This is a genomic window from Shewanella polaris (assembly GCF_006385555.1).
GTDB classification, from domain to species: domain Bacteria; phylum Pseudomonadota; class Gammaproteobacteria; order Enterobacterales; family Shewanellaceae; genus Shewanella; species Shewanella polaris.
In genome coordinates this window covers 1,388,413-1,413,357 of record NZ_CP041036.1, presented here as the reverse complement: position 1 = coordinate 1,413,357, position 24,945 = coordinate 1,388,413, and the positions used below count along the sequence as shown (strand labels likewise).

Below are 24,945 nucleotides of genomic sequence, written 5' to 3'. Positions count from 1 at the left end.
ACTATTAGGGTAGAAAAAGATTATTACCCGTCACATGAATAAATCAATGACGGGGCTAAGAGTTTGTGAGCTACGTTGTTGTTACCTTTGCTTAACCCGCTTCATTAAGACTTGAGTGGTAAATTGACCGTTATTGATCACATGATACTTATTATAAGTCTGAAAAATTGCCTTGCCTTGGTAAGTAATCATCGCAACCACACCATAATCAATACTATTATTAATTAACTCCGCCGGTAAGGTAAATTTAAACGGTACAGGTGCTGTGGCAATATCAAAATTTTTCTGTGAAATAATCGCACCAGGGGTATTAAAATCAATCAAGGCAATGTTAATTTTACAACCTTGAGGCAAGGCAACTTTTTCAGCATAACCGGCATAGCCATAAACAATCACAGGTTTTTCTGGTTCTACGGTTACACAACCATTTAGCATCAAAGTCATGAAAGCGACAAACACTAATATTATTCTTTTCTTAATCATTATTTTCACCCTACTTGGTCATTCTGATTAAACCTTCCTGTGTGGCCGAAGCCACAAGGCGTCCTTGTTGATCAAAAAACTGTCCTTTAACAAAACCACGCCCACCGCCAGCATTTGGGCTATCAATACAATACAAAAGCCACTCCTCCATATTAAATGGCCTATGAAACCACATCGCATGATCAATAGTCGCCATTCGCATGCCCGACGTTAAATAAGACACCCCATGGGGTTGAGTCGCGGTGGCTAAAAAATTAAAGTCTGATGCATAAGCGAGTAAATATTCTTGAATACTGTGATCTGAAGGGACTTGGCCATTAGCGCGTATCCAAACATAACGTTTAGGTTCACATGGACTAGGAGCTATCGGATCAATAGGATTAACTGAGCGCATTTCTATTGGAGAATCTGCCATAAACTTTTCAAGCATTGCCGCAGGTACTTTATCACGCATGGTCATCGCGAGTTCTTGTTGATTCAGCAACCCCTCAGGCCCAGGCACATTTGGCATTTTGTCTTGATGACTAAAACCTTCTTCAACAGTCTGGAATGAACAGGCCATATAAAAAATTGGTCGACCTTTTTGAATAGCCTTCACTCTACGCGCACTAAAATTGCCACCATCACGCATATTTTCAACATCATAAATTATCGGTAATTTTTCATCACCAGCACGTAAAAAATATGAATGTAAAGAATGTACATGGCGATCTTCACTAACGGTTTGTTTTGCCGCGCTTAATGCTTGCCCCATTACCTGACCACCAAACACATGTCCAAAACCTAAATCTTGGCTTTGGCCACGAAACAGGCCATCCTCAAGTTTTTCAAGTGATAATAATGACAATAAATCGTTTAATACCTGACTCATAACACCTTCTCTACAACATCAATTAACCTTAGATTACCTTAGTTAAGCTGATTTTTTCTAGCTTAATCTATCCTAATGACTGAATTTAGTTTTCAAATGACAATTTCTAAAATAGTGATGCAACGCAAATATTCATATCTGCAGTTTAATTGAATATTTGATATGCTATTAGACATGACTAATCAATGCTGCGTCTCACAATATTATGCAATCTAGCTCAATTCAATCATGGTTTATGGCGATTCGTCCTCGAACGTTACCTGCTGCAATTGGTCCATTATTAATTGGCAATATGCTCGCCATCGGGCTAGAACAATTTAGCTTACTCATCGCCTTTACTTCAATGCTATGTGCCATATTGTTACAAATATCTGTTAACCTCGCTAATGACTATTTTGACTTTAAAAATGGCATCGATACCGAAGAACGAATTGGCCCAGTTAGAGTAACCCAAAGCGGTATCCTTGCTCCCTCAGCGGTGCGTAATGCTATGATCGGATGCCTAATCACAGCGTTATTAGTCGGTTCATTGCTGATTTTTCATGGTGGATGGCCCATTGCTATTCTTGCTGCGGCCTCTATTTTAGGTGCGTTATGTTATAGCGGAGGCCCTTATCCGCTTGCCTCACATGGATTAGGCGAAATAGCTGCATTCGTGTTTTTTGGTCTAGTGGCCGTTGTCGGCAGTTATTACCTACAAGCAGGAGCAACCACGTTAACAGCATGGTTACTTGGTTGTGCCATTGGCTTTTTTAATGCCGCTATCATGCTAGTTAATAATACTCGCGATATTTCTACCGACACCAAAGCAGGTAAAAATACTTTGGCCGTTCGTATTGGTGAGGCGCAAGCAAAAATTCTGTATCAAAGCTTTGTCTATTTACCTTTTGGGATCATCATAGGGGGCTTTTTGTTAGGTTCACTCGATGGATTGCCGGTATTGTTATCAGGCGTATCATTAGTCATTGCACGAAATCTCAGCCACGAATTTCATAATAATTCTGGTGAGGCATTAAATCCGATACTTGGCCAAACAGCAAAATTAACTATGATTTTCAGTCTACTATTTAGCACTGGATTGTATTTCTCTTTGGCTTAAAAACCTTATAACGTCAACGCAAAAACCATTAAAAAGGCGCCTAATTTTACAATTAGGCGCCTTTTTTAGCGATGTTACCGACTACATTTTAGATAACGTACGTTGCTTCGCACTCCAATCTAAATGGTATTTATCGCCCGCAGGTTTGTCTACACGCTCAAAGGTGTGCGAACCAAAAAAGTCACGCTGACCTTGTAACAAGTTAGCGGGTAATGTTTCGCAGCGGTAACTGTCATAATATGCAATAGCAGAACTAATACATGGTGCAGGAATACCTTGCATAACAGAGGCCGCAACCGTTTTACGCCAATTAAGATGTTTCTGTGACAATGTTTGACTAAAACTGTCAGCCATCAACAAGTTTTCAAGGTTTGCATCATCTTGATAAGCCTGAGTAATTGATTGCAGGAACCTAGCACGAATAATACAACCAGCTCGCCAAATTTTAGCTATTTCAGCAAAATCTAAAGACCATTTTTGCTCTTTAGCATTCATCGCCATCAGCTGGAATCCTTGCGCATAGCAACAAACTTTGGCGCAATATAATGCATCTTCAAGATTAGCAATAAACTCCACTTTTTCTGCATCACTAAAACTAACAGGTGCAGGGCCTGCAAGCTTTGCGTTTAACTGCATACGTAAGTTTTTCTGGGTACTCACTGCACGTGCGTAAACGGCTTCTGCAATGGTTGGTGCTGGACAACCAATTTGTAAACTACTCACCGCAGTCCATAGACCAGTGCCTTTTTGACCCGCTTTATCCAAAATCATTTCGACTAGCGGTTTACTTGTTAATGGATCGGCTTGCTGCAAGACTTCTGCACTGATTTCCATAAGATAACTGTTAAGAATACCTTTATTCCAACCATTGAACACATCACCGATGTCATGGGCAGACATGCCTAAACCATCACTGAGTAATTGATAGGCTTCGCAAATAAGCTGCATATCCGCATATTCAATACCGTTGTGAACCATTTTAACATAATGACCAGAGCCAGCAGGACCAATATAAGTCGTACACGGCTCACCTTCGGTTACTGGATTACCCGGTTCAAAACGCTCAATAGGTAAACCGGTTGTCGAATCCACTTTAGCGGCAATGGCTTTCCAAATCGGTTCAACATAACGCCATGCGCTTTCATGACCACTTGGCATTAATGACGGGCCAAAACGTGCGCCGACTTCACCACCAGATACCGCTGAACTAAAGAAAACAAACTGATCTTTATAAAGCGCTTCGCGTTCTATTGTGTCAGTCCATAAACTGTTGCCAGTATCGATAACAATATCGTTTACTTCAATACCTGCCTCTATCAGAGATTTACACACACCGTCTACTGGTGCGCCGGCAGGCACTGATAAGACAATAACTCGAGGGGTAGTCAAATTGGCAAGCATTTCTGAAAGATTATGACAAGCTTGCATGCGTACTGCTATACCCGTTTTTCGCTCGTTTTGCTCTTGAGTAATCGCGGCATTAACTTTCTGAGTATCTAAATCGAAAACAGCAACATGATAGCCGTTATCTGCTATGTTTAATGCAAGGTTTTTGCCCATCACACCGAGGCCAATAACGCCGACGTGAGATTGTTTGAAGTGGTTAGTCATTAGCATATTTCCACTGGTCACAGAGATTAATCGCGTAGTGCGAATCCATTTGGAAGATGATTATACTGATTTATGTAACTAAATTACAGTCACAAAATGTGCATACACTATTACATAAAATGCAATATAGGTGATAAATAAAACACTATCCAAAATACATCATTAAAGACAATAGCTTAATAAATAATATCAACACAGGTTAAGAGATGGGGTAAGTCCGCCAATATCAGAGTTTTTTGCCTATTTCATATCAAACTTGTCTTTTTTTTACTCACTATGGATATTGACACACCTATAGCGCATCTATATAAGTCAATAAGCACCATTAGTTAGTAAGACAAGATGATTTAATCACCGTTTATTATCTTGAGCGTAGTTAAATAAAATCAATGATAAAATAAAGGTTGATACTTTTCAGTATCAACCTTTATCACTCTATTTTACATTATTTAATGAACGATATTTTAGCAATAAGCTATCGCTTATTTAACGCCATGCATAACATCGACACCTTCACTTTTCCCCTCAGCATGACAAAGAATACAGCTTTCATTACCGGGTTGATAAATAGCACCTGAACTCGCGTCGGCTTGATAAACACCGCCAAATGCTCTCGCATGTCCGGCCCATTGATCAATATTGCTGTGGCAAGTCGCACAAACTGACACAGTAGGTGAATACTCTGCTGTTTCACCAGCTAACGTTGCACCTTTTCGTGCCACAATAACTGAAGATTCATATGCTAAGTTTTCTAATGTTAACTGACCCTCATCATGGCAAGCACGACAATTACTTGCATCACCAGGATATGTCATCATTTCACGATCACCGTCAATCGTATCTTGAGTTGTACGCGTATTGGCATGCAACGAATGCACTAACTCACGATAACTCAAACTATTTTCAAGTGTTCTAGATGCTTTGATACTTGCTTCACCAGGAGTATGCATAACAGTCGCATTCATGAATTTAACCATGTTATTACTATGACAACTTTTACAACTACCATCAGCCAAACCTGTGGCTATTTGTGGTGCGTGACATGATCCACAATCAGCGCCGTTAGCAGGAGCGACTAACATAGAGTGAGCGGTATTGATGCGGTCTTGGAACTGATTATCATGACAGGCAACACACTTTTGCTCACTAACAAGTTCAGTGTATTTTGTAACGTTTGCTGTTAACGCAATAGCAGAATCAGCTGAAACTTCTACCGATGTTGCGGTGTCTGATTCACATGAAGTCACAATTCCAGTCTCTTTATCGCCACAAACAAAAGCTTTAGCGTATAACGAACCCGTAGTCGTAAGTCCAAAATCTGCCGTATTAATATTGCTAATTACAGCGGTAATTTTGTTGTCAGCTCTCACTAGGCTAACATTATCGTCACCATCAATAAGGTTCCATACTAAACGTTGGCCATTATTGGCTGGCATATTAACTTGGTTTTCATTACCAACCGCAACTAACCATAAACTTTCAAATGAAGGATCGGAGTCAGGGCTTAAACTGAGGCTATCGAACGTTAATTCGGCGGTTAATGTGCCAGCATCGCTATCTAATACACTACTTGTCAGTGCAAATTGATATTTCGCTGCTACGGTTTCATTAATTTTTGCCATCGCATTATGGAATAAAGCAGAACCTAGCGGATTATTAGCATCTGGATGGCAGCCACTACAGCTCATGTCCCATGCTTGTGGAAAAGCATCTCGATCATGAAATAACCCAACAGCAGTTCCATCCCAGTTTTCTGGCGCATATTCTTCATGACAACTTAAACAGGTTTCTTGGCCAGGATATTGATAAAAATCGGCTTGTGGCACCACGTCTTCAATATGACATTGCTGACATTGATGCATATCACCAGGATAAGTTACACCACTATAATCATGCACTGCACCATGATAACCAACAATTACATAATCACTCTTATGAATTTTATGTACTAATGTTGCCATACCAATACTGGCACCCGTTTCAGGATCACCAGAATAACTGGTGTGACACATCACACAACCTTCATAATCAAAGCGCTTACCACCATGCATTAATATACTGTTGTCAGATGTTAAATCAGTAGTGTGACAACGATTACAACTTTGTTCTTGAGATACCAACACACGACTGTCGGCAGGATCAGCTTCGACACCCGTGAGAGGATCAAAATCAAATGTAGTATTAACCAACATGGTAGAAGCAGATGCTTCAGCGTATGGCAATAACTCTAGATAGATACGGTGAACTAACTCTGGGGCATAATGAGTATCAATAGCATCAATTGCAGAATAGCTTTCTAATGTTTGTTTAAAAGTATAACGATATACTCCATTACCTATAGATGTTATGCACTCCACTCCGCAATCGGTTTCAATACCAGCTTGCCATTGACTCCCTTTATTCTCATCCCAACCTGTTTTTAAATCGTTATCAGCCACATCTCCAGGTTCAACGAGATTATTAATGTAACTAGTCCACTGAGGTTGTGGGGATAAATCAGAATTTTCTTCTGCAGTAACAATCTCTTGATCACTATTTAATGGTCTAATTCGTTTTTGTTCGTCACCTAATTTGGCTATACCGGCGCCAAGTGTCGGAATAGACTCTAATGTATCGAGACCGACAACAGCAACACCGTTGGCATTACTCAAGTAAAAATCAAATGAAACAGCAAGATTATCATCAATTGAGACCGTTTCTATTGATGCTTTTAAAGATTTAGCCGACAAAATAGAAACATTTACATTCCCATCGCCAACATCTTCTCCCACTGGATCATCTGAACTATCCGAACAAGCCGTAAGCGTAAATATGGGAACCAATATAAATGGCAGCATCAACCATGGCTTATATTTCCCCGCTAATTTTACATTCATCATAGGTATTCCTTTTTTATTTTTGTCACGGACAACTCTATTTATAATGATTTCTCATCTGAAAGAATATTATCGTGATTAAGATCATGTAAATAATTATATTGGTACAATTTGACTAAGTATTAATTAAATATACAACAAGCATTTGTATTACAGAAAACGACATATGAAATCGGCAATTATAAAATGTAGAATTAAACTAACCTATAATCCAAAACAGAAAATACCAAAGTTAAAATATAATAAATTAATATCTAAAACTCAATCCAATATAATATATTCGCTTAAATAGTGACTCATTTTATACATTCATAAAATTGTGGACAATTGCGGATTCAAACGTGATCAATATCAACTTATTTCAATTATTATTAGCCAATACTTACACTAGATTAATTAAAAGAATAATTATATTTTCAGTTAATAACTAATATAAGGAAAACGAAAATGATTACAAGGAGAACGTTACTTGCCAATGGAGCAAAAGTTGCTGTTGGTACAGTTTACTACGGAACCTTGGCTAGTTTTCTAACTGGTTGTGGAAGTAGTGATGATGATACAAGTGAAACCCCTGTAGTAAAAGTTCTTGCTGGTGGGTTAATGGTCGTAAATCCTGTTTATTGTGTTGGTTGTCGTCGTTGTGAAATTGCTTGTAGTTGGAGTCATGGAACCTCTGCCGTAAGTCCAAGCACAGCAAGAATCAAAGTTGATAGAAATCTTAATTTTGGTCCTTTAGGTGTTCAAGCCAACTATGAAGACCAGCGTGGCGAACAAGGAGATGGCACTATTGTTCCGTCTACATGTCGCCAATGTGATGTCTGTATGACAGTGTGCCCTCAAGGCGCTATTTATATCAATGAGGCCATAGGAGCAAGAGTTGTAGATGACTCTCTTTGTGTTGGTTGTGGCTATTGTGCAGACAAGTGCCCACAACAAGTTATCACAATTGATAGCCTAACAAGAAAGTCACTTAAGTGTGATCTTTGTGAAGGAGCTCCTAACTGCGCCCAAGTTTGTCCGACTGGTGCTATCAAATTTTATACGTGGGAAGACGCCGTTGCTGCAGTGGAACAGCATGAGAAATATTTAACTCTCATTTAACTCTCATTTAAATATTAATAAATTTTAAGGAATCATTATGAGTAGTACATATGGCGGATGGGCTGGTTATATTCTACGAGTGAATTTAACGACAAGTACAATTACTAAAGAAACAACAGAAAAATACCACGATTATATTGGCGGCATGGGTATTGGTTATAAAGTATTATGGGATAACCACGTCGATGGAATTAAAGCAACCGATGAAGAAAATAGATTAGTTATTTCAGCCGGCCCACTAAGTGGTTCTGGCGCAATATGTTCTGCACGAACAACTATTACCTCTCGAAACCCTGTAATCAGGGGGCATTTAATTACCGACGGACATTTTGGTGGCCATTTTTCACCTGAATTAAAATATGCTGGATATGATGCAATCATTATTGAAGGTAAATCGCCTTCGCCAGTGTGGTTAAAGATTCTTGATGACAAAGTTACAATTGAGCCTGCTGATTCATTATGGGGCCTCGGTATATTTGATACATTTGCCGCCATTAGTAAAATGATGGGACAACAAGCCCAAGTGGCAGCGATTGGTCCTGCTGGGGAAAACTTAGTTGCACAATCGACTTTTCAAACCCAAGGTGGTCACTCTGCCGGTGGACATGGCTCGGTATTAGGTTCTAAAAAGTTAAAAGGCATTGGTATTATCGGTACGGGTCGTGTTGAAATTGCTGAAAGTACAACTAATGAGCAACTACGGGCACTGGATGATCACATTCTAGGTATTATCGGTGCAAACAATAATGGGGTAGTCCCTCATGACCCTCAGTCTTGGGCAGAATTTAACGCTAGTATTAGTCGTTGGCGTGGCGGTCCAGGGGTGACTTGGGGTGCAGCAGATGACCCAGTTATTCTGGAAGAAACACCTTGGGATGACCGTCAAAAAGTCGGTATGCGCACATCAATGGCCGAAATGTATTTTGGCCGTGAAGAAGCCAATAAAATCTTTAAACGCCCTGGTGGTTGTCACTCTTGCCCAATCCGGTGTTTTTGTGAACTCAAAAACCCTAAAATGAAAACTGAGTATAACTTACCAACAGAATACCTCACCAACACGTGTATGGGATTTCTAGATCCTTGGTATTCAATGGGTCAACCTGGTAACGGTGAAAAAAAGACTGATATCATGACTATTGGTGGTTATTACATGGATAACTTAGCGATTTGGAGTGCCTATGGTCAATTGTCACACCTAATGCGCGAATTCACTAAACGTTCATTTTGGGAAATTTTATTACCTGCTGAAGAGTTTGCAGCCATAAATTGGGAACAGTATGCAAATCTAGATGCCCACTTTATGCAAGATTATTATACTCGTATTGGTTTAGCCAAATCTTATAATGGCTCGAATTATTTTGGACGTTTTCTCGGTACCGGATTACACAATTTTATTAATGATGAAGGTGAATTGTATAACATTCAAGATGTTCTCGATGATGTTGAATCACCAAGAATGGCAGGATTAACATTTGCCCTTGAATCTGATGCTGAAGAGAATTTATTAGGTCAAACCTATAGTGTATTCCTTGATGAAGGCGTACATGTCTTTAACCGTTCAATGGTGGGTGGTCTACACCATGCGAGTGAAGCCGCTGGTCAAGTCGGTGCATTATTGGCAACGGTATTTAACCGCGACCCACAATGTCACTCACATATTAATTTAATTAATTGTGGCCTACCTTATGCAAAAATTGCCGAAGTAGCGGAATCAATGTGGGGCGAAAATGCTTTTGACCCTGTTAAACACTATACAGCGATGAATGTTTCTAAAGCCAAGTTTGCCAAATGGTGTTTAGTGAAAAACGTTCTACATGATTCTCTTACTGTGTGTAACTGGATGTTCCCACTGCTTGTCTCTCCAGATGTTAACAAAGACTATCTTGGTGATAGCTCAATTGAATCACAAATGTTCTCTCTGGTTACAGGGATTGAAACCTCCGAGCAAGAGCTTGATGATAAAGCAGAGAGAGTCTTACAACTTCACCGTGCATTATCAGTACTACAAATGAAAGAACCGGATCAACGTAACAAACATGATGCATTATGTGAGTGGGTTTATGACATGGATCCAGAAGCTGCATTTGGCGATGAAGGTACTATAAAAATGGATCGTGACGACATTCAACTTGGATTAGACTTGTTCTATGAAGAAATGGGCTGGGATCAAGCAACCGGTGTTCCTACACGTGCCACCCTTGAGAAATTTAATCTTGGCTACGCAGCAGATAGACTTGAAGGCTTAGGTTTATTACCTGCTTAATTCGATGGTGAAATTATGATTGAATTAGTTGATTACATCCGTTTATTAAGTCGAGATGGTCGCCTTGTTACTGCAGATCAAATTATTGCAGTAGCAGGTCTAGAGTTAGAAATAGAGGATATCAATGCCGCATATCAAACATTAATTGAAGATGAACAATATGCAGATATTGTTATTATCGAAGCAAAAGATGATTTTTACTTTTACTCTAAAAAGTACATAGTAAAAAGTTACGCGGTGCAATGGATTGGTGTTCACAATGGTGACTTACTTGACACAATAGCTAACGAAGTTAGACGCTATTCAGAACTAGGTGAAGTTATTCCTGCAAGTAACTTCACTCATCCTCCCTATAATTTGAAGAAGGCAGAGTTAGGTGAATTATTAGGTAAATTCCAAGCTGCAGAAGGCTTTGATGATATCGGTATGCAAACATCTAACGACGGAGTTGAGCAATTTTTTTCAACTAAATTTATAACAATCAAGTACGCATCGGTTTTGGGTAATGTAGATCCTTTTGAATATTCTGCATAACCCAATAATATAAACGATATTAAAAAGTGCCAAGTTAATACTTGGCACTTTTTTAATTGTTCGAATCCTAATCTTCACGTCAATTGACCTATTTCAATTAACCTATTTTCAGCTCATAACAACATACACGCCTCAATATATTTAATTCAGCCAATCACACCATTAAACGGTTAACTCTTTAGCCAATGCATCGGCATAACCCATCTTAGTCAATGCACTACGAATGATGTCCAAGGTCATCGGGTCTTCAATCGTTGCCGGAACCGTATATTCATTATTATCGGCAATTTTGCGCATTGTAGCGCGCAATATTTTACCCGAACGGGTTTTGGGTAATTTTTGTACCGCACTCACTAATCTAAATGCTGCAACGGGGCCGATTTCATGGCGCACTAATGCAAGTAGCTCTTTGTATAAAACCTCATCTGACAAAGTGACGCCATTTTTAAGCACCACTAACCCAAGTGGCACCTGGCCTTTAAGTTTATCTTGCACACCAATTACCGCAGCCTCTGCGACAGCCTCGTGTTGGCATAACACCTCTTCAAATCGACCTGTGGACAAACGGTGTCCAGCAACATTTATGATGTCGTCAATACGGCTCATAATGTATAAATAACCATCCTCATCAATATAACCCGCATCTCCGGTTAAGTAATAACCTGGATACATAGACAAGTAACTGTCGATATAGCGTTTATCGTTTTGCCATAAAGTCGTCAACGTACCCGGTGGTAAGGGCTGTTTAATGACTACATTTCCACTTTCATTCGTGGCCACTTGTTCGCCCATGGCATCTAAAATTTCAACTTGATAACCAGGCACAGCTCTTGCTGGCGAACCCGCTTTAATTTCAATAGGGTCAGTTCCCATTAAATTTGCCGCCACAGGCCAACCAGTTTCAGTTTGCCACCAGTGATCAACCACAGGTTTACCTAAGTGTCGCTGACTCCAGTTTAGGGTTTCAGGATCGCAACGCTCACCCGCTAAATACATTTGCTTCAGACAGGATAAATCAAATTGTTTGATAAAGTCGCCTTCTGGATCTTCCCGCTTAATGGCACGAATGGCCGTTGGTGCAGTAAAAAAGCTCCGCACTTGTTTTTGTTCGATAATACGCCAAAATGCGCCAGCATCAGGAGTACCAATAGGCTTACCTTCATACATTATGGTTGTTGCGCCAACCAGTAATGGCCCATATACAATGTACGAGTGCCCCACCACCCAACCCACATCGGATGCAGCCCAAAAAACATCGCCTACACCAATGTCATAAATGTGTTTCATCGACCACGCTAATGCAACAGCATGGCCGCCATTATCACGCACAACACCTTTAGGTTGCCCTGTTGTGCCTGAGGTATATAACACATACAAAGGATCGGTTGCATCGAGCGATACACACTCAGCGTCTGGCGCATCTACTAGCGCTTCGTACCAATTAACATCTCGGGGCGAGATAAGCTCAGCTTGGAATTCAGTACGATTTAAAATAATACAATGGTCAACTTTATGACTTGCTTGAGATAATGCGTCATCAAGTAGAGGCTTATACGGTACAACACCAGAAGGCTCAATACCGCAAGAAGCTGATAAGATTAGTTTAGGTTTGGCATCATTAATGCGGGTCGACAACTCATTCGCTGCAAAACCACCAAATACCACTGAGTGGATAGCGCCAATTCGAGCACATGCCAGCATGGCATAGGCAGTTTCTGGCACCATTGGCATGTAAATAACCACTCGGTCACCTTTTTCAACACCTAGAGACACCATCAATCCAGCCAATCGTTTTACCTGCGCCAATACAGATTGATAACTGATTGAGTATTCATTTTGAGTGACAGGGCTAATATAATGAATCGCAGTTTGCTCTCCTCTTCCTGCCAATACATGGCGATCTAAAGCATTAAAACAAGTATTCATTTTTCCATCAGCAAACCAACGATAAAAAGGTTTGTTGCTATCATCTAAGACCATTTTTGGCGCAAGGTCCCAACTAATGGCCTTTGCTGCTTGTTGCCAAAAGACTTCGGGCTCGGCTATCGATTGTGCGTGCATTGATAGTCCCAAATCAGCCATGTTGCTCTCCATTCATCAACTTATATTGTAATGATTATGAGCAGAATTCATCGAATAGCCCAATTAGACAAAGGGATAACATCCATCAACATTGACAAAAAAGCCTATAGTTTCAATCGAGTGTTTAATTGCAAGCAACCCAATAACCACTAATAAAATATCCACAAAATAACAATAGGTTAAGGTATAATACCCCCATAAGTGGCAAGCAAAATTAACACACACTTAGCCAAATATAATTTGAAACCCACCCTTGCAAACTTTACCTTTACGTAAACTTCATATATCTTGCATCAAAAGGAACACTTTTGGTGACATGATGAGCACAATCCATAACCCACAATCGACATATTCTATCAGTGACTTATCAAAAGAATTTGATATCACCACCCGCAGTATTCGCTTTTACGAAGATCAAGGTTTGATTAAACCTAAGCGTCGTGGACAAACACGCATATACAGCCTGAAAGACCGAGTCCGTTTAAAACTCATATTACGCGGTAAACGCCTTGGCTTTTCGTTAGCTGAAACCCGCCGTCTATTTGAGCTTTACGATGCAGATAAAAGTAGCTCTACTCAGCTCAACACCATGCTTGACTTGGTTAACGACAAAAAATCAGCATTACAACAACAAATGGACGACATTAAAGTTGTGCTCATGGAACTCAACTCCGCCGAGCAGCAATGTAAAGCGGCATTAGTGGATAACTCAGTTAACAAAACCAAATAACAACAAAATATAAATGGCTGACTCAATTCAGCCAATAGCTTTGCCCCACTGCCAAAAACGCAACCATAAAGCGTTGGCAGCACATTTATTGCCAGACGATAATAAAAATTCAACAGGACACAAGCAAATGAGCAACTTATATACCAGCCTAAACTTCGGTTTAGGTGAAGATGTAGATATGTTACGTGACGCCGTTCGTGGTTTTGCCGCCAACGAAATTGCCCCCATGGCCGCCCAAGTCGATATCGACAATGCGTTTCCAAATCAATTATGGTCAGTACTTGGCGATATGGGTTTATTAGGTGTCACTGTTGATGAGCAATATGGCGGCGCTAACATGGGCTATCTGGCTCACGTGGTGGCAATGGAAGAAATCTCCCGCGCATCAGCATCTATTGGATTAAGTTATGGCGCTCATTCAAACTTATGTGTGAACCAAATTAACCGTAATGGTAATGACGCTCAAAAAGCCAAATACTTACCTAAGCTCGTCAGCGGCGAGCACATTGGTGCACTTGCCATGAGCGAACCCAATGCGGGTTCTGATGTGGTTTCAATGAAACTGCATGCTCGCAAAGAAGGCGATCGCTACATCTTAAATGGCAATAAAATGTGGATCACTAACGGTCCTGATGCCCATACCTATGTGATTTACGCAAAAACCGACTTAGAAAAAGGCGCACATGGCATTAGCGCTTTTATCGTCGAGCGTGAATCGAAAGGTTTTAGCCAAGCTCAGAAACTCGACAAGCTCGGTATGCGCGGTTCGAACACTTGTGAATTGGTATTTGAAGATTGCGAAGTGCCAGAAGAAAACATCTTAGGCGGCCTCAACAATGGCGTAAAAGTGCTAATGAGCGGCCTTGATTACGAACGAGTGGTGTTGTCTGGTGGGCCATTGGGCATTATGTCTGCTTGTATGGACATCGTAATCCCGTACATTCATGAACGCGAACAGTTTGGACAATCCATTGGCCAATTCCAATTAGTACAAGGCAAACTGGCTGATATGTACACAGGTATGAACGCTGCTCGATCATATGTTTACAGCGTAGCTAAATCTTGTGACCGCGGTGAAACTACTCGTAAAGACGCCGCTGGTGCGATTTTATACAGTGCAGAACTTGCCACTAAAATGGCCTTAGATGCGATTCAATTACTCGGCGGCAATGGCTATGTCAACGAATACGCCACCGGCCGTTTATTGCGTGATGCTAAGCTTTACGAAATTGGTGCAGGCACCTCTGAAATTCGCCGCATGTTAATTGGTCGCGAATTGTTTAACGAGTCAAAGTAACTAGCATTCCAGTACGAAGACGGCATATCAAGCGTGTCATGTCGTCTTAATCAAGCCCCCTATTTTTTGCTTCATTAAGGATATAGAAATGACGCAACTTAGCAGCCGTATCAATCCTCGCAGTGACGAATTTAAAGCCAAGTCAGACAGCATGGCGTTATTGGTCGATGATCTTCAACAAAAACTAAATAAAATCGAACAAGGTGGCGGCCCTGTCGCATTAGAACGCCATTTATCTCGTGGTAAATTATTGCCACGCCAGCGCGTTGAAAAGCTGCTCGACCCAGGTTCACCCTTTTTAGAAATATCGCAATTTGCCGCTTACGAAGTTTATGACGAAGAAGTCCCTGCTGCTGGCGTCATTGCTGGTATTGGTAGAGTCAGTGGTGTTGAGTGCATGATTATTGCCAACGACGCCACAGTAAAAGGTGGCACCTACTACCCTATTACTGTTAAAAAGCATTTACGTGCGCAAGACATTGCCAGCCGTTGCCACTTACCGTGTATCTACTTAGTCGATTCTGGTGGCGCGAATTTACCTCGCCAAGATGAAGTATTTCCAGATCGCGATCATTTCGGCCGAATTTTCTATAACCAAGCACAGATGTCAGCTAAAGGTATTCCACAAATTGCCGTCGTCATGGGTTTGTGTACCGCAGGCGGTGCTTATGTACCTGCCATGGCCGATGAGTCAATTATTGTCAAAGAACAAGGCACCATCTTTTTAGCCGGACCTCCATTAGTGAAAGCAGCGACGGGCGAAGAAGTCAGTGCAGAAGAGCTTGGCGGTGCAGAAGTTCACACTAAAATATCCGGTGTTGCCGATCATTTAGCGCAAAATGACGACCACGCCCTTGAGCTTGCTCGCCGTGCAATACTGCGTCTTAATCATCAAAAAGAAATCAAAAGCCTATTAAGCCCAGTCAAACCACCTAAGTTCGATATCCATGAATTGTACGGCATTGTCGGTACCGATCTTAAAAAGCCGTTTGATGTAAAAGAAGTCATTGCCCGTGTGGTTGATGACTCAGACTTTGACGAATTTAAAGCCAACTACGGTGCAACCTTAGTGTGTGGTTTTGCGAGTATACATGGTTACCCTGTCGGTATTGTGGCTAATAACGGCATTTTGTTTTCGGAGTCGGCGCAAAAAGGCGCTCACTTCATTGAACTGTGTTGCCAACGTAAAATTCCGCTGTTATTCCTGCAAAATATTACCGGCTTTATGGTGGGTAAAAAATATGAACATGAAGGCATTGCTAAACATGGCGCCAAAATGGTGACCGCGGTGTCTTGTGCCAATGTGCCTAAATTTACCGTGATTATCGGTGGCAGTTACGGTGCGGGTAACTACGGCATGTGTGGGCGCGCATTCGAACCTACCATGATGTGGATGTGGCCTAACGCCCGTATTTCGGTAATGGGCGGAGAACAAGCTGCTGGCGTATTAGCCACAGTGCGCCGCGATGGTTTAGCCCGTAAAGGCGTTGAATGGTCTGTAGAAGATGAACAAGCTTTCCGTAAGCCGATTGTTGAGCAATACGAAAAAGAGGGACATCCGTATCATGCCAGTGCCCGTCTTTGGGATGATGGCATTATTGATCCGGCACAAACACGCGACGTGGTCGGTTTAGCCTTATCGGCAGCATTAAATGCTCCCATTGAAGACACCCGCTTTGGGGTGTTCCGCATGTAATTCATGTGGTTAATTCAGCGAATAAGGAGTAAAAAATAATGTTATCAAACCAATATAAGTTCATTGAATGCCGCCTAGAACAAGGAGTAGCAGAGCTCATTTTAAACCGAGTTGAAGTGCATAATGCCTTTGATGAAGTGATGATTAGCGAGATGATCCAGGCTATCGAAAGCTTTGCCAGTAACAATCAATGTAATATGTTGATTTTACGTGCTAATGGTAAAAACTTCAGTGCTGGCGCCGACCTCAATTGGATGCGCAAACAAGCAAAAATGGACTTTGAACAAAATCTGACTGATGCCCATGAGCTTGCCAAGCTGATGCACGTGTTAGACAAGTTCCCAAAACCCACTATTGCCTTAGTACAAGGCGCAGCCTTTGGTGGTGCATTAGGGTTGATTTGCTGCTGCGATATTGCCATTGCCAACACTCGCGCCAGTTTTTGTTTAAGCGAAGTGAAGCTAGGTCTTATCCCTGCTGTGATAAGTCCGTATGTGATTCGTGCCATGGGTAATCGCCAATCACGCCGCTTTATGCTGACCGCTGAACGCTTTAGTGCTGATGTTGCCTTAACCCATCAAGTCATTCACGAAGTTAACGACGACTTAGATGCTGCTGCGGCCCCTTTTATCGCAGCATTTAATGCCAACAGTCCTCAGGGCATGGCATGGGCAAAAAATCTTGTATCACATTTAGAAAACGGCGTGATAGACGACGCTACGCTCGATTTTACTAGCGAGCAAATTGCTCGTATTCGTGTATCAGAAGAAGGTCAAGAAGGCCTTAATGCTTTCTTTGAAAAACGTACGCCTACATGGAAAACCGCTAAATCTGATCCACAAGGAGCCCAATAATGTTTACCAAATTACTGATTGCTAACCGTGGTGAAATTGCCTGCCGCATTATCAAAACAGCGCAAACCATGGGTGTTCGCACCATCGCTCTTTATTCCGATGCCGACAAAGATGCCCGCCATGTGGCCATGGCAGATGAATCGTTTTACCTAGGTGGCAGCGCCCCAGCGGACTCATATCTAAAAGCCGATTTAATTATCGATATTGCCAAAAGATCGGGTGCGAAAGCCATTCACCCAGGTTACGGTTTTTTATCTGAAAATGCCGAGTTTGCCCGTAAATGTGAGCAAAATGGTATCGCCTTTGTCGGCCCTGGTAGCGATGCGATTGATGCCATGGGCAGCAAAAGTGCCGCCAAAGACATTATGTCAAAAGCCAATGTCCCCCTAGTGCCGGGTTATCATGGCGACGATCAAACGGATGCCACGTTAATAGCAGAAGCCAATGCTGTTGGTTTCCCGTTATTAATTAAAGCAGCCTACGGTGGTGGTGGTAAAGGAATGCGCATCGTTGAAAACGACGGTGAAATTCTTGAAGCTATTAAATCTGCACGCCGTGAAGCCAGCTCGTCATTTGGCAATGACAAATTGTTAATGGAACGCTACCTACGTCAACCACGTCATGTTGAAGTGCAAGTGTTTGCCGACACTCAAGGCAACGCTATTTACTTATCTGATCGTGACTGCTCTATTCAACGTCGCCATCAAAAAGTAGTTGAAGAAGCGCCAGCCCCCGGTTTGTCTGACGAACTACGAGCACAAATGGGTAACGCCGCCGTTGCAGCTGCTAAAGCCATTGATTATGTCGGTGCGGGAACGGTTGAGTTTCTGCTCGACACAGATAACAGCTTCTACTTCATGGAAATGAACACCCGCTTGCAAGTAGAGCATCCAGTAACCGAAATGGTGACAGGTCAAGACTTAGTAAAATGGCAATTAATTGTCGCCAGTGGGGGGGAGTTACCGCTGCGCCAGGATGAGGTGCGTATTCATGGCCACTCATTTGAAGTGCGAATTTACGCTGAAGATCCGCAAAACGAATTTTTACCTGCCAGCGGTAAGCTCAATTTTTTACGTGAACCAGAACAAAATCGTCACGTGCGCATAGATTCAGGCATTCGTGAAAACGATGTCATCAGTAACTTTTATGACCCAATGATCGCCAAGCTGATTGTATGGGATGAGTCGCGCCCTCGCGCACTACAACGTTTAGTACACGCACTTGAGTCATACCAAATCAGTGGCCTTAAACATAACATCGAGTTTTTAGCCAACATTGCTGAACACCCAGCCTTTGCTGCGGCAGACTTCTGTACCGACTTTATTGAACGCTATGGCGATACCTTAATTGGTGACGCAGCTATTGAAGCAGATACTGCGTTAGCATTAGCAGGACTTTTTCAAGTGCTGTCACGTAAACAAGCGGCAAAAGCACTGGCCATAAACAGCGCCGACCCATATTCACCTTGGGGCCTCGTGAGCGGCTTTAGACTCAATAGTTCAAGCGTGCATCGTGTGTCGTTATTAACTGACGCATCCGCCGAAGTGCAACAACATGACTTGCTACTGACAGCCGTTGGCGAACAATATCAATTGTGTTTACATGACCAAATGTTGACGTTAGCGGGTGAATTGAAAGCCGATTTACTTTTAGCTGAGATTAATGGTCATAAGAGCAAAATTCCTGTTAGCCATCAAGGCGACGACTTTACGCTATTTTTACCTTCTGGCAGTTATCACTTTAAAGCCATATTGGCTCAAGTGATTGAAGAAGTGATTAACCATGCAGATAAGCTTAAAGCACCAATGAATGGCACTGTTGTGACTCATTTAGTGGAAGTAGGCGAACAAGTTAAGGCGGGCCAAGGTTTATTAGTGATGGAAGCCATGAAAATGGAATACACCATCGAAGCGCCGTTTGATGGCGTGGTGAGCGAGTTTTACTTCCAAAGCGGTGAGCTTGTCAGTGACGGTGCACAACTATTAAACGTTGAACCATTAGCCATTGAAGCTAACGTCGAGGAAGCGTAAATGTTACCGACTAAAGTGAGCATTTTTGAAGTCGGTGCGCGTGACGGTTTACAAAACGAAGTGCCGGTGACCACTGCAGACAAACTCACGCTAATCACACAACTTGGTGATGCAGGTGTTAAGCGTATTGAAGCAGGCAGCTTTGTGTCACCCAAGTGGGTGCCACAAATGGCCGATTCCGATGCCGTATTGCAGCAACTCAAACGACAAGCTGGTGTGGTTTACAGTGCATTAACCCCTAACCTAAAAGGGTTTGAACTAGCCCTTGCTGCACGTGCTGATGAAGTGGCTATTTTTGGCGCAGCATCAGAAAGTTTTAGTCAAAAAAACATTAATTGCTCTATTGATGAGTCAATCGAGCGCTTTATTCCGTTGATGGAAGCCGCCAAAAAACACAATATCCCAGTGCGAGGCTACGTGTCTTGTGTGCTGGGTTGTCCATACGAAGGCGACATTGCAGTGAGTGAAGTCGCGAGAGTATCTGAGATCCTTTATAAAATGGGTTGTTACGAAATCTCATTAGGCGACACCATCGGTGTTGGCACTCTCAATAAAGCGCGGCAGATGGTTGAGGCTGTCGCTAAAGTGGTTCCTGTTGATAAGTTAGCTTTGCATTTTCACGACACATACGGCCAAGCGTTAGCCAACATACTTGCCTGCCTTGAAACCGGTGTCAGCGTGTTTGATGTTTCAGTTGCTGGTCTTGGTGGTTGTCCGTATGCAAAAGGTGCGTCGGGCAATCTCGCCACAGAAGATTTGGTGTATATGCTTCATGGCATGGGGATTGATACCGGTATTGACCTCGCTAAGCTTGCACTCGCGGGTGATACCATTAGCCGCGTGTTGGGGCGCGCTAATGGGTCTAAAGTGGCAAATGCAATCAGAACATAATCACATATACTCACTGGGGTGAGGCAAAACACTCACCGTTGTGAACATAACAATAAGGACAACAAGATGGCAGGATTCAATAAAGTCGTCCACAGCTATGACGAAGCACTAGCAGGACTGAGTGACGACATGACCATTATGGTCGGCGGATTTGGTTTATGTGGTATTCCTGAAGGTTTAATTAACCACATGGTTAAATTGGGTGTAAAAGGCTTAACCGCTATTTCAAACAACGCTGGTGTTGATGATTTTGGTTTAGGTTTGTTACTTAAACAACATCAAATTTCGACCATGATAGCCTCTTATGTTGGCGAAAATGCCACCTTTGAACAACAAATGTTGTCTGGTGAGCTTAATGTCATTCTCACGCCACAAGGCACATTGGCTGAAAAAATTCGTGCTGGCGGCGCTGGCATTCCGGCATTTTTCACCGCGACAGGTTACGGAACGCCGATTGCTGACGGAAAAGAAACACGCGAAATTAAAGGTCGTCACTACGTATTAGAAGAATCATTAACGGCAGATTTTGCCTTAATTCGAGCCTGGAAAGCCGACACTATGGGCAATTTGGTGTTTCGAAAAACCGCCGCTAACTTCAATCCAATGATGGCCACCGCAGGTAAAATCACCGTGGTTGAGGCTGAAGAAATTGTTGAACCAGGCGAGCTCGACCCAGACCACATTCATACACCAGGTATCTATGTTGATCGCGTTATCAAAGCCAGCTTTGAAAAGCGTATAGAACAACGTACCGTCAAAGCTGCGAAATAAGGGAGACAACACCATGGCACTGACCAGAGAACAACTCGCCCAGCGCGTAGCAAAAGAATTACAAGACGGTTTTTACGTTAATTTAGGTATTGGTATTCCAACACTTGTGGCTAACTATATTCCACAAGGTATGCAAGTGATGCTGCAATCTGAAAATGGTTTACTCGGCATGGGCGAGTTTCCAACCGAAGAAACCATAGACGCCGATCTCATCAACGCTGGCAAACAAACAGTCACCGCAGTTGCTGGATCGTCATTCTTTTCATCAGCAGAAAGCTTTGCGATGATCCGTGGCGGCCACGTAGACTTAACCGTATTAGGCGCATTTGAAGTCGATGTTAACGGCTCTATCGCCTCATGGATGATCCCAGGAAAACTGATTAAGGGCATGGGCGGCGCAATGGATTTAGTCGCAGGTGCTGACAATATCATTGTCACCATGATGCATGCAGACAAACACGGTAATTCAAAATTATTATCAAAATGTGAACTGCCATTAACCGGTTATGGTTGCATTAAACGTGTAATGACAGATTTGGCCTTTATGGAAATTAAAGATGGCGCATTCCATCTGTTAGAACGCGCACCAGGTGTATCTGTTGAAGAGATTGTCACAAAAACCGCTGGTAAGTTAGTGGTGCCAGAGCATGTGCCTGAAATGACCTTTTAATGTAAAATACACCATCATCAATAAAGCCCAGTTTCCCCGCTGGGCTTTATATTATCTGCTTATTAATGAACATGGTTATTCCTCTGCGGGAATAACCAATACATTACTGCGCATACGGCCTAAAATGGCTTCCGCAGTATTACCAATAATGCGACCTAACAATCCTTGTCGTTGCCTTGCACCAATCACAAAATATTCACTATTTAATCGACATGCCAGCTCAAACAAACACAAATCTGGTTCCCCAGATATAATGTGCATACAATCGGAATCTATACCGATATCTGCAATTTGCTGTTTATGATCTGCATAGGCTTTTTTAACTAAAGCGTTAATGTCGAGCAAATCCATATCGCGAATAATTTGAGGGATTCTTAGCACATAAGCAGCATGCAACTGAGTTCCGGTAGCCTCTGCTAGTTGCTTCCCATGCACAATAACAGCGTCATTGAGGCGTTGTTTGGTTGAATTTTTAGTGTCTAAATCAATAGAAATAAGCGTGGTTCCACCTTTATTGAGTGGATTGTTTGTAAGTAATAATAATGGGATTTTAGTATGACGAATTAACTGCCAATCTGTGGGTAGATAATGATCAGCATGATGAACGGCCTTAATCATAAGATCGAAACTATGTCGTGCAGAATGATGGCAAGCATGTTCAAAAAGATACTTACTCCATATTAGATGTAACGGAACATCTTTAGCGTCAAGGGAGTCTAATTGAGCTAACAGTTGATATTCTCGTTGCTCCATTAACGTCTTCTGCACCAGCCCAGCAAGTCGTGGTTGATCAGTGTCTTCGGCACCTAAATATGCATAAATGTAAGCAAAGACCTCTGCTCGCTTATTCATCTGTTTTGTTAATGTTAATCCAATAGCAACGGCATCAGTATGCGCTTGTTCCATTTGAGCAATAATAAACACTTTGTTCATTTAAATCTCCTTATATCAGCTGACTTTTCACTGCGACAAGCGCCTAGGAACAGCACCATTGAGGTCAATAAGTAAACATTTATAGATAAGCTTAATAAAGCCGACAGGCTGGTCCCACCTAATTATCACTCTTAAATTCCAATGGCGAAAATGAGGTTATATAACTGAGCAAAACGTGAGCAAGTAACTATCTTTAGATTAGCCAATAGCGTAAGTTTGTGCTTAATAATCAGTTAAAAAGTTGATCAAAATCAATTTTTTTAAGCAATATAGATCAATTGCATATTGCTCAACTTAAGGGGGAACCATGGCAATAGACAATTTTGTTATGTCACTATTTCTCATTCTGGTTGCTGGTAGAATATTAGGTGAACTAATTGACAGGATAGGGTTTCCAATTGTCGTGGGCGAAGTCATTGCTGGCATTCTAATTGGTCCCTCATTACTAAATTGGGTCACACCTAATAGCACTTTAGCTGTCATCGCGGAGCTTGGTGTCATTTTGTTGTTATTTGATATTGGCTGTGAAACCTCCATCAAAAAACTGGCTTATTCAGGCAGCAAAGCTGTCAAAGTCGCGGCGTTAGGTATTTTAACGCCATTCATCGTTATTGGGTTGGCTAGCTTTTATTGGCTTTCTATACCGCCCTTTACTGCATTATTTTTTGGTTGTGCTCTATCGGCCACCAGCATTAGCATTTCAATGTGTGTATTAGCACTAAACAATCAAACCCAAACTACGGCTGGACAAATTATTCTGGGTGCTGCAGTCATTGATGATATCGTTGGTGTAATATTACTGAGTGTGTTGTTTAATTTTGCCTCATCTGGTGAGTTAGATATAAGCTCAACATTAATATTATTTATCATGATAGCTTGCTTCATTATTCTCAGTCCGCCACTGGTCAGGGTTATTATCTATTTAACTCGCGGGCTACACATTAAAGCGCACGTACCCGGTTATGACATTTTTGTGGTGATGTCGATTATTTGTTTATTTGCTTGGTTAGCACACTGGTTTGGTACCCCAGCAATTTTAGGTGGATTTGCTGTCGGTATGGGCTTGTCACGGCAATTCACTTCGCCTTTTAATAAATACCTTAAAAACCCCTTTGCTTATACCTTGAAACTAGAAAAAGCAGCAAAGCCGTTAGTTCAACTACTCAGTCCAGTCTTTTTCGTTTATGTCGGTATTAGCATAGACTTAAGTCAGCTTGATATGAGCTATACAGGCTTATTAATACTCGCTTGGCTGACCGTAATCGCTGTTGCGAGTAAATTTATCGTAGGGCTATTGGCCAGCTCAAACTGGCAAGAAAGGTTCATTGTCGGTTCGGCAATGGTGCCAAGGGGCGAGGTAGGATTAGTGTTTGCTGAAATGGGCCGCCAGCTTGGCGTCATTGAAGCTAAAGAGTTTGCCATATTAGTCATGATTATTGCTTTAACCACCCTAATTGGACCGCTGATATTAAAATATGCACTGAGGAACAAAATCTAATGGCTATCTATGTCCACGATACTGTTCTCGCTAGCAAATGAGAACAATGAACAAAAATAGCCCGATTGTTGCTTTAGCTATTTTATCAAAAACTGCACCGCTTTATCTAAGTTAGGATCATCAGGATTAGCAGTATTGGTTACCCACGCAATATGACCGCTACGGTCAATGAATACTGTTGTTGGCGTTCCCCTAACGCCATACAAGTTAGCAACCTCATCCCCCAATACCAGCGTCTTCATCTCTACGCCGCGTTCACGTAAACTTTGTCCGGGTTTGGCATCAGCGTCCTCATTAAAACTAATACCAATCATCTTCAAATCAGTATCTTGATAGTTAAGTCGAAGTTTCTCTAAACCGGGTTGAAGCTTTTTACAATAAGGGCACCATGTGGCCCAAAAATGCAAAATCACCGGTTTGCCAGCATAATCATGTAAATTGAATGCCTTACCGTCAGCCGTGAATAATTCGAAATTAGGTGCCACGGAGTCATCCACTTTCGCGGCGGCATCAGCTATACCTAATGGTACAAAAGACAACAATAATAAGCCAAATGCACTCAAGCTTGAATAAATCGATTTCATAACCAACCCCTTTAATGAGTATTTTTTGATAGACAACAGATATAGACCGGACAAAGACCTTTATGTATTCG

The 24,945-nt window shown here is 41.9% G+C and carries 20 protein-coding genes; 13 read left to right on the top strand and 7 right to left on the bottom strand.

Features of this window, described 5'->3' with window-relative positions:
- Nucleotides 1-81 precede the first annotated feature (81 nt).
- Nucleotides 82-483, bottom strand: a complete 402-nt coding sequence (locus FH971_RS06175; RefSeq protein ID WP_137221838.1) for a YbaY family lipoprotein — start codon at nucleotides 481-483, stop codon at nucleotides 82-84.
- 10 nt (nucleotides 484-493) lie between these two features.
- Entirely contained in the window at nucleotides 494-1,354 is an 861-nt protein-coding gene (gene tesB, locus FH971_RS06170; RefSeq protein ID WP_137221840.1) for an acyl-CoA thioesterase II, read from the bottom strand.
- A 205-nt stretch (nucleotides 1,355-1,559) separates the two neighbouring features.
- Between tesB and FH971_RS06165 the strand changes: the two genes are divergently transcribed.
- A complete protein-coding gene (locus FH971_RS06165) occupies nucleotides 1,560-2,453 on the top strand; it encodes a 1,4-dihydroxy-2-naphthoate polyprenyltransferase (RefSeq protein WP_137221843.1) in 894 nt (297 codons plus the stop codon).
- A gap of 81 nt (nucleotides 2,454-2,534) precedes the next feature.
- Here the strand turns inward: FH971_RS06165 and gndA are convergent, their stop codons facing one another.
- On the bottom strand, nucleotides 2,535-4,064 hold the full coding sequence (gene gndA, locus FH971_RS06160; RefSeq protein ID WP_140233736.1) for an NADP-dependent phosphogluconate dehydrogenase: 1,530 nt from the start codon (nucleotides 4,062-4,064) through the stop codon (nucleotides 2,535-2,537).
- A gap of 482 nt (nucleotides 4,065-4,546) precedes the next feature.
- Nucleotides 4,547-6,943 carry an OmcA/MtrC family decaheme c-type cytochrome gene (locus tag FH971_RS06155; RefSeq protein WP_140233735.1) on the bottom strand — a complete coding sequence of 799 codons (2,397 nt, stop codon included), beginning with the start codon at nucleotides 6,941-6,943 and terminating at the stop codon, nucleotides 4,547-4,549.
- Between the two features lie 444 nt (nucleotides 6,944-7,387).
- On the opposite strand from FH971_RS06155, the gene FH971_RS06150 reads away from it, so the two are divergent.
- Genes FH971_RS06150 through FH971_RS06140 form a run of 3 tightly spaced genes read left to right on the top strand, consistent with a single transcriptional unit; the run spans nucleotide 7,388 to nucleotide 10,838 of the window.
- Complete coding sequence (locus FH971_RS06150) at nucleotides 7,388-8,041, top strand: 4Fe-4S dicluster domain-containing protein (protein WP_140233734.1); 654 nt, start codon at nucleotides 7,388-7,390, stop codon at nucleotides 8,039-8,041.
- Between the two features lie 37 nt (nucleotides 8,042-8,078).
- Entirely contained in the window at nucleotides 8,079-10,304 is a 2,226-nt protein-coding gene (locus FH971_RS06145; RefSeq protein WP_140233733.1) for an aldehyde ferredoxin oxidoreductase, read from the top strand.
- A 15-nt stretch (nucleotides 10,305-10,319) separates the two neighbouring features.
- Complete coding sequence (locus FH971_RS06140; RefSeq protein WP_140233732.1) at nucleotides 10,320-10,838, top strand: hypothetical protein; 519 nt, start codon at nucleotides 10,320-10,322, stop codon at nucleotides 10,836-10,838.
- Between the two features lie 162 nt (nucleotides 10,839-11,000).
- Here the strand turns inward: FH971_RS06140 and FH971_RS06135 are convergent, their stop codons facing one another.
- Nucleotides 11,001-12,920 carry a propionyl-CoA synthetase gene (locus FH971_RS06135; RefSeq protein WP_137221854.1) on the bottom strand — a complete coding sequence of 640 codons (1,920 nt, stop codon included), beginning with the start codon at nucleotides 12,918-12,920 and terminating at the stop codon, nucleotides 11,001-11,003.
- 319 nt (nucleotides 12,921-13,239) lie between these two features.
- On the opposite strand from FH971_RS06135, the gene FH971_RS06130 reads away from it, so the two are divergent.
- The 8 genes from FH971_RS06130 (at nucleotide 13,240) to FH971_RS06095 (ending at nucleotide 21,859) form a co-directional block, all read left to right on the top strand.
- Nucleotides 13,240-13,650 carry a MerR family transcriptional regulator gene (locus tag FH971_RS06130; RefSeq protein ID WP_137227312.1) on the top strand — a complete coding sequence of 137 codons (411 nt, stop codon included), beginning with the start codon at nucleotides 13,240-13,242 and terminating at the stop codon, nucleotides 13,648-13,650.
- Between the two features lie 127 nt (nucleotides 13,651-13,777).
- Nucleotides 13,778-14,947 carry an isovaleryl-CoA dehydrogenase gene (locus FH971_RS06125; RefSeq protein ID WP_140235534.1) on the top strand — a complete coding sequence of 390 codons (1,170 nt, stop codon included), beginning with the start codon at nucleotides 13,778-13,780 and terminating at the stop codon, nucleotides 14,945-14,947.
- Between the two features lie 88 nt (nucleotides 14,948-15,035).
- Nucleotides 15,036-16,643 (top strand): carboxyl transferase domain-containing protein, encoded by a 1,608-nt coding sequence (locus FH971_RS06120; RefSeq protein WP_140233731.1) that lies wholly within the window; start codon nucleotides 15,036-15,038, stop codon nucleotides 16,641-16,643.
- 38 nt (nucleotides 16,644-16,681) lie between these two features.
- Nucleotides 16,682-17,497 (top strand): enoyl-CoA hydratase-related protein, encoded by an 816-nt coding sequence (locus tag FH971_RS06115; protein ID WP_140233730.1) that lies wholly within the window; start codon nucleotides 16,682-16,684, stop codon nucleotides 17,495-17,497.
- Nucleotides 17,497-19,527: an acetyl/propionyl/methylcrotonyl-CoA carboxylase subunit alpha gene (locus FH971_RS06110; RefSeq protein ID WP_140233729.1), complete on the top strand. Its 2,031-nt coding sequence runs from the start codon at nucleotides 17,497-17,499 to the stop codon at nucleotides 19,525-19,527. Before FH971_RS06115 ends, FH971_RS06110 begins: the two co-directional genes overlap by 1 nt.
- A complete protein-coding gene (locus FH971_RS06105) occupies nucleotides 19,528-20,418 on the top strand; it encodes a hydroxymethylglutaryl-CoA lyase (protein WP_140233728.1) in 891 nt (296 codons plus the stop codon). It begins immediately after the preceding gene.
- A 66-nt stretch (nucleotides 20,419-20,484) separates the two neighbouring features.
- On the top strand, nucleotides 20,485-21,189 hold the full coding sequence (locus FH971_RS06100) for a CoA transferase subunit A (protein ID WP_140233727.1): 705 nt from the start codon (nucleotides 20,485-20,487) through the stop codon (nucleotides 21,187-21,189).
- Nucleotides 21,190-21,202: 13 nt separating this feature from the next.
- Nucleotides 21,203-21,859, top strand: coding sequence for a 3-oxoacid CoA-transferase subunit B (locus tag FH971_RS06095; RefSeq protein WP_137221865.1), 657 nt, complete (start codon nucleotides 21,203-21,205; stop codon nucleotides 21,857-21,859).
- Nucleotides 21,860-21,934: 75 nt separating this feature from the next.
- Here FH971_RS06095 and FH971_RS06090 read toward each other — a convergent pair whose 3' ends face one another.
- A complete protein-coding gene (locus FH971_RS06090; RefSeq protein WP_137221867.1) occupies nucleotides 21,935-22,792 on the bottom strand; it encodes a universal stress protein in 858 nt (285 codons plus the stop codon).
- Nucleotides 22,793-23,099: 307 nt separating this feature from the next.
- On the opposite strand from FH971_RS06090, the gene FH971_RS06085 reads away from it, so the two are divergent.
- On the top strand, nucleotides 23,100-24,290 hold the full coding sequence (locus FH971_RS06085) for a cation:proton antiporter (RefSeq protein WP_140233726.1): 1,191 nt from the start codon (nucleotides 23,100-23,102) through the stop codon (nucleotides 24,288-24,290).
- Between the two features lie 77 nt (nucleotides 24,291-24,367).
- On the opposite strand, the gene FH971_RS06080 is transcribed toward FH971_RS06085, so the two are convergent.
- Nucleotides 24,368-24,874 carry a peroxiredoxin family protein gene (locus FH971_RS06080; RefSeq protein ID WP_240778448.1) on the bottom strand — a complete coding sequence of 169 codons (507 nt, stop codon included), beginning with the start codon at nucleotides 24,872-24,874 and terminating at the stop codon, nucleotides 24,368-24,370.
- Between the last annotated feature and the right edge of the window lie 71 nt (nucleotides 24,875-24,945).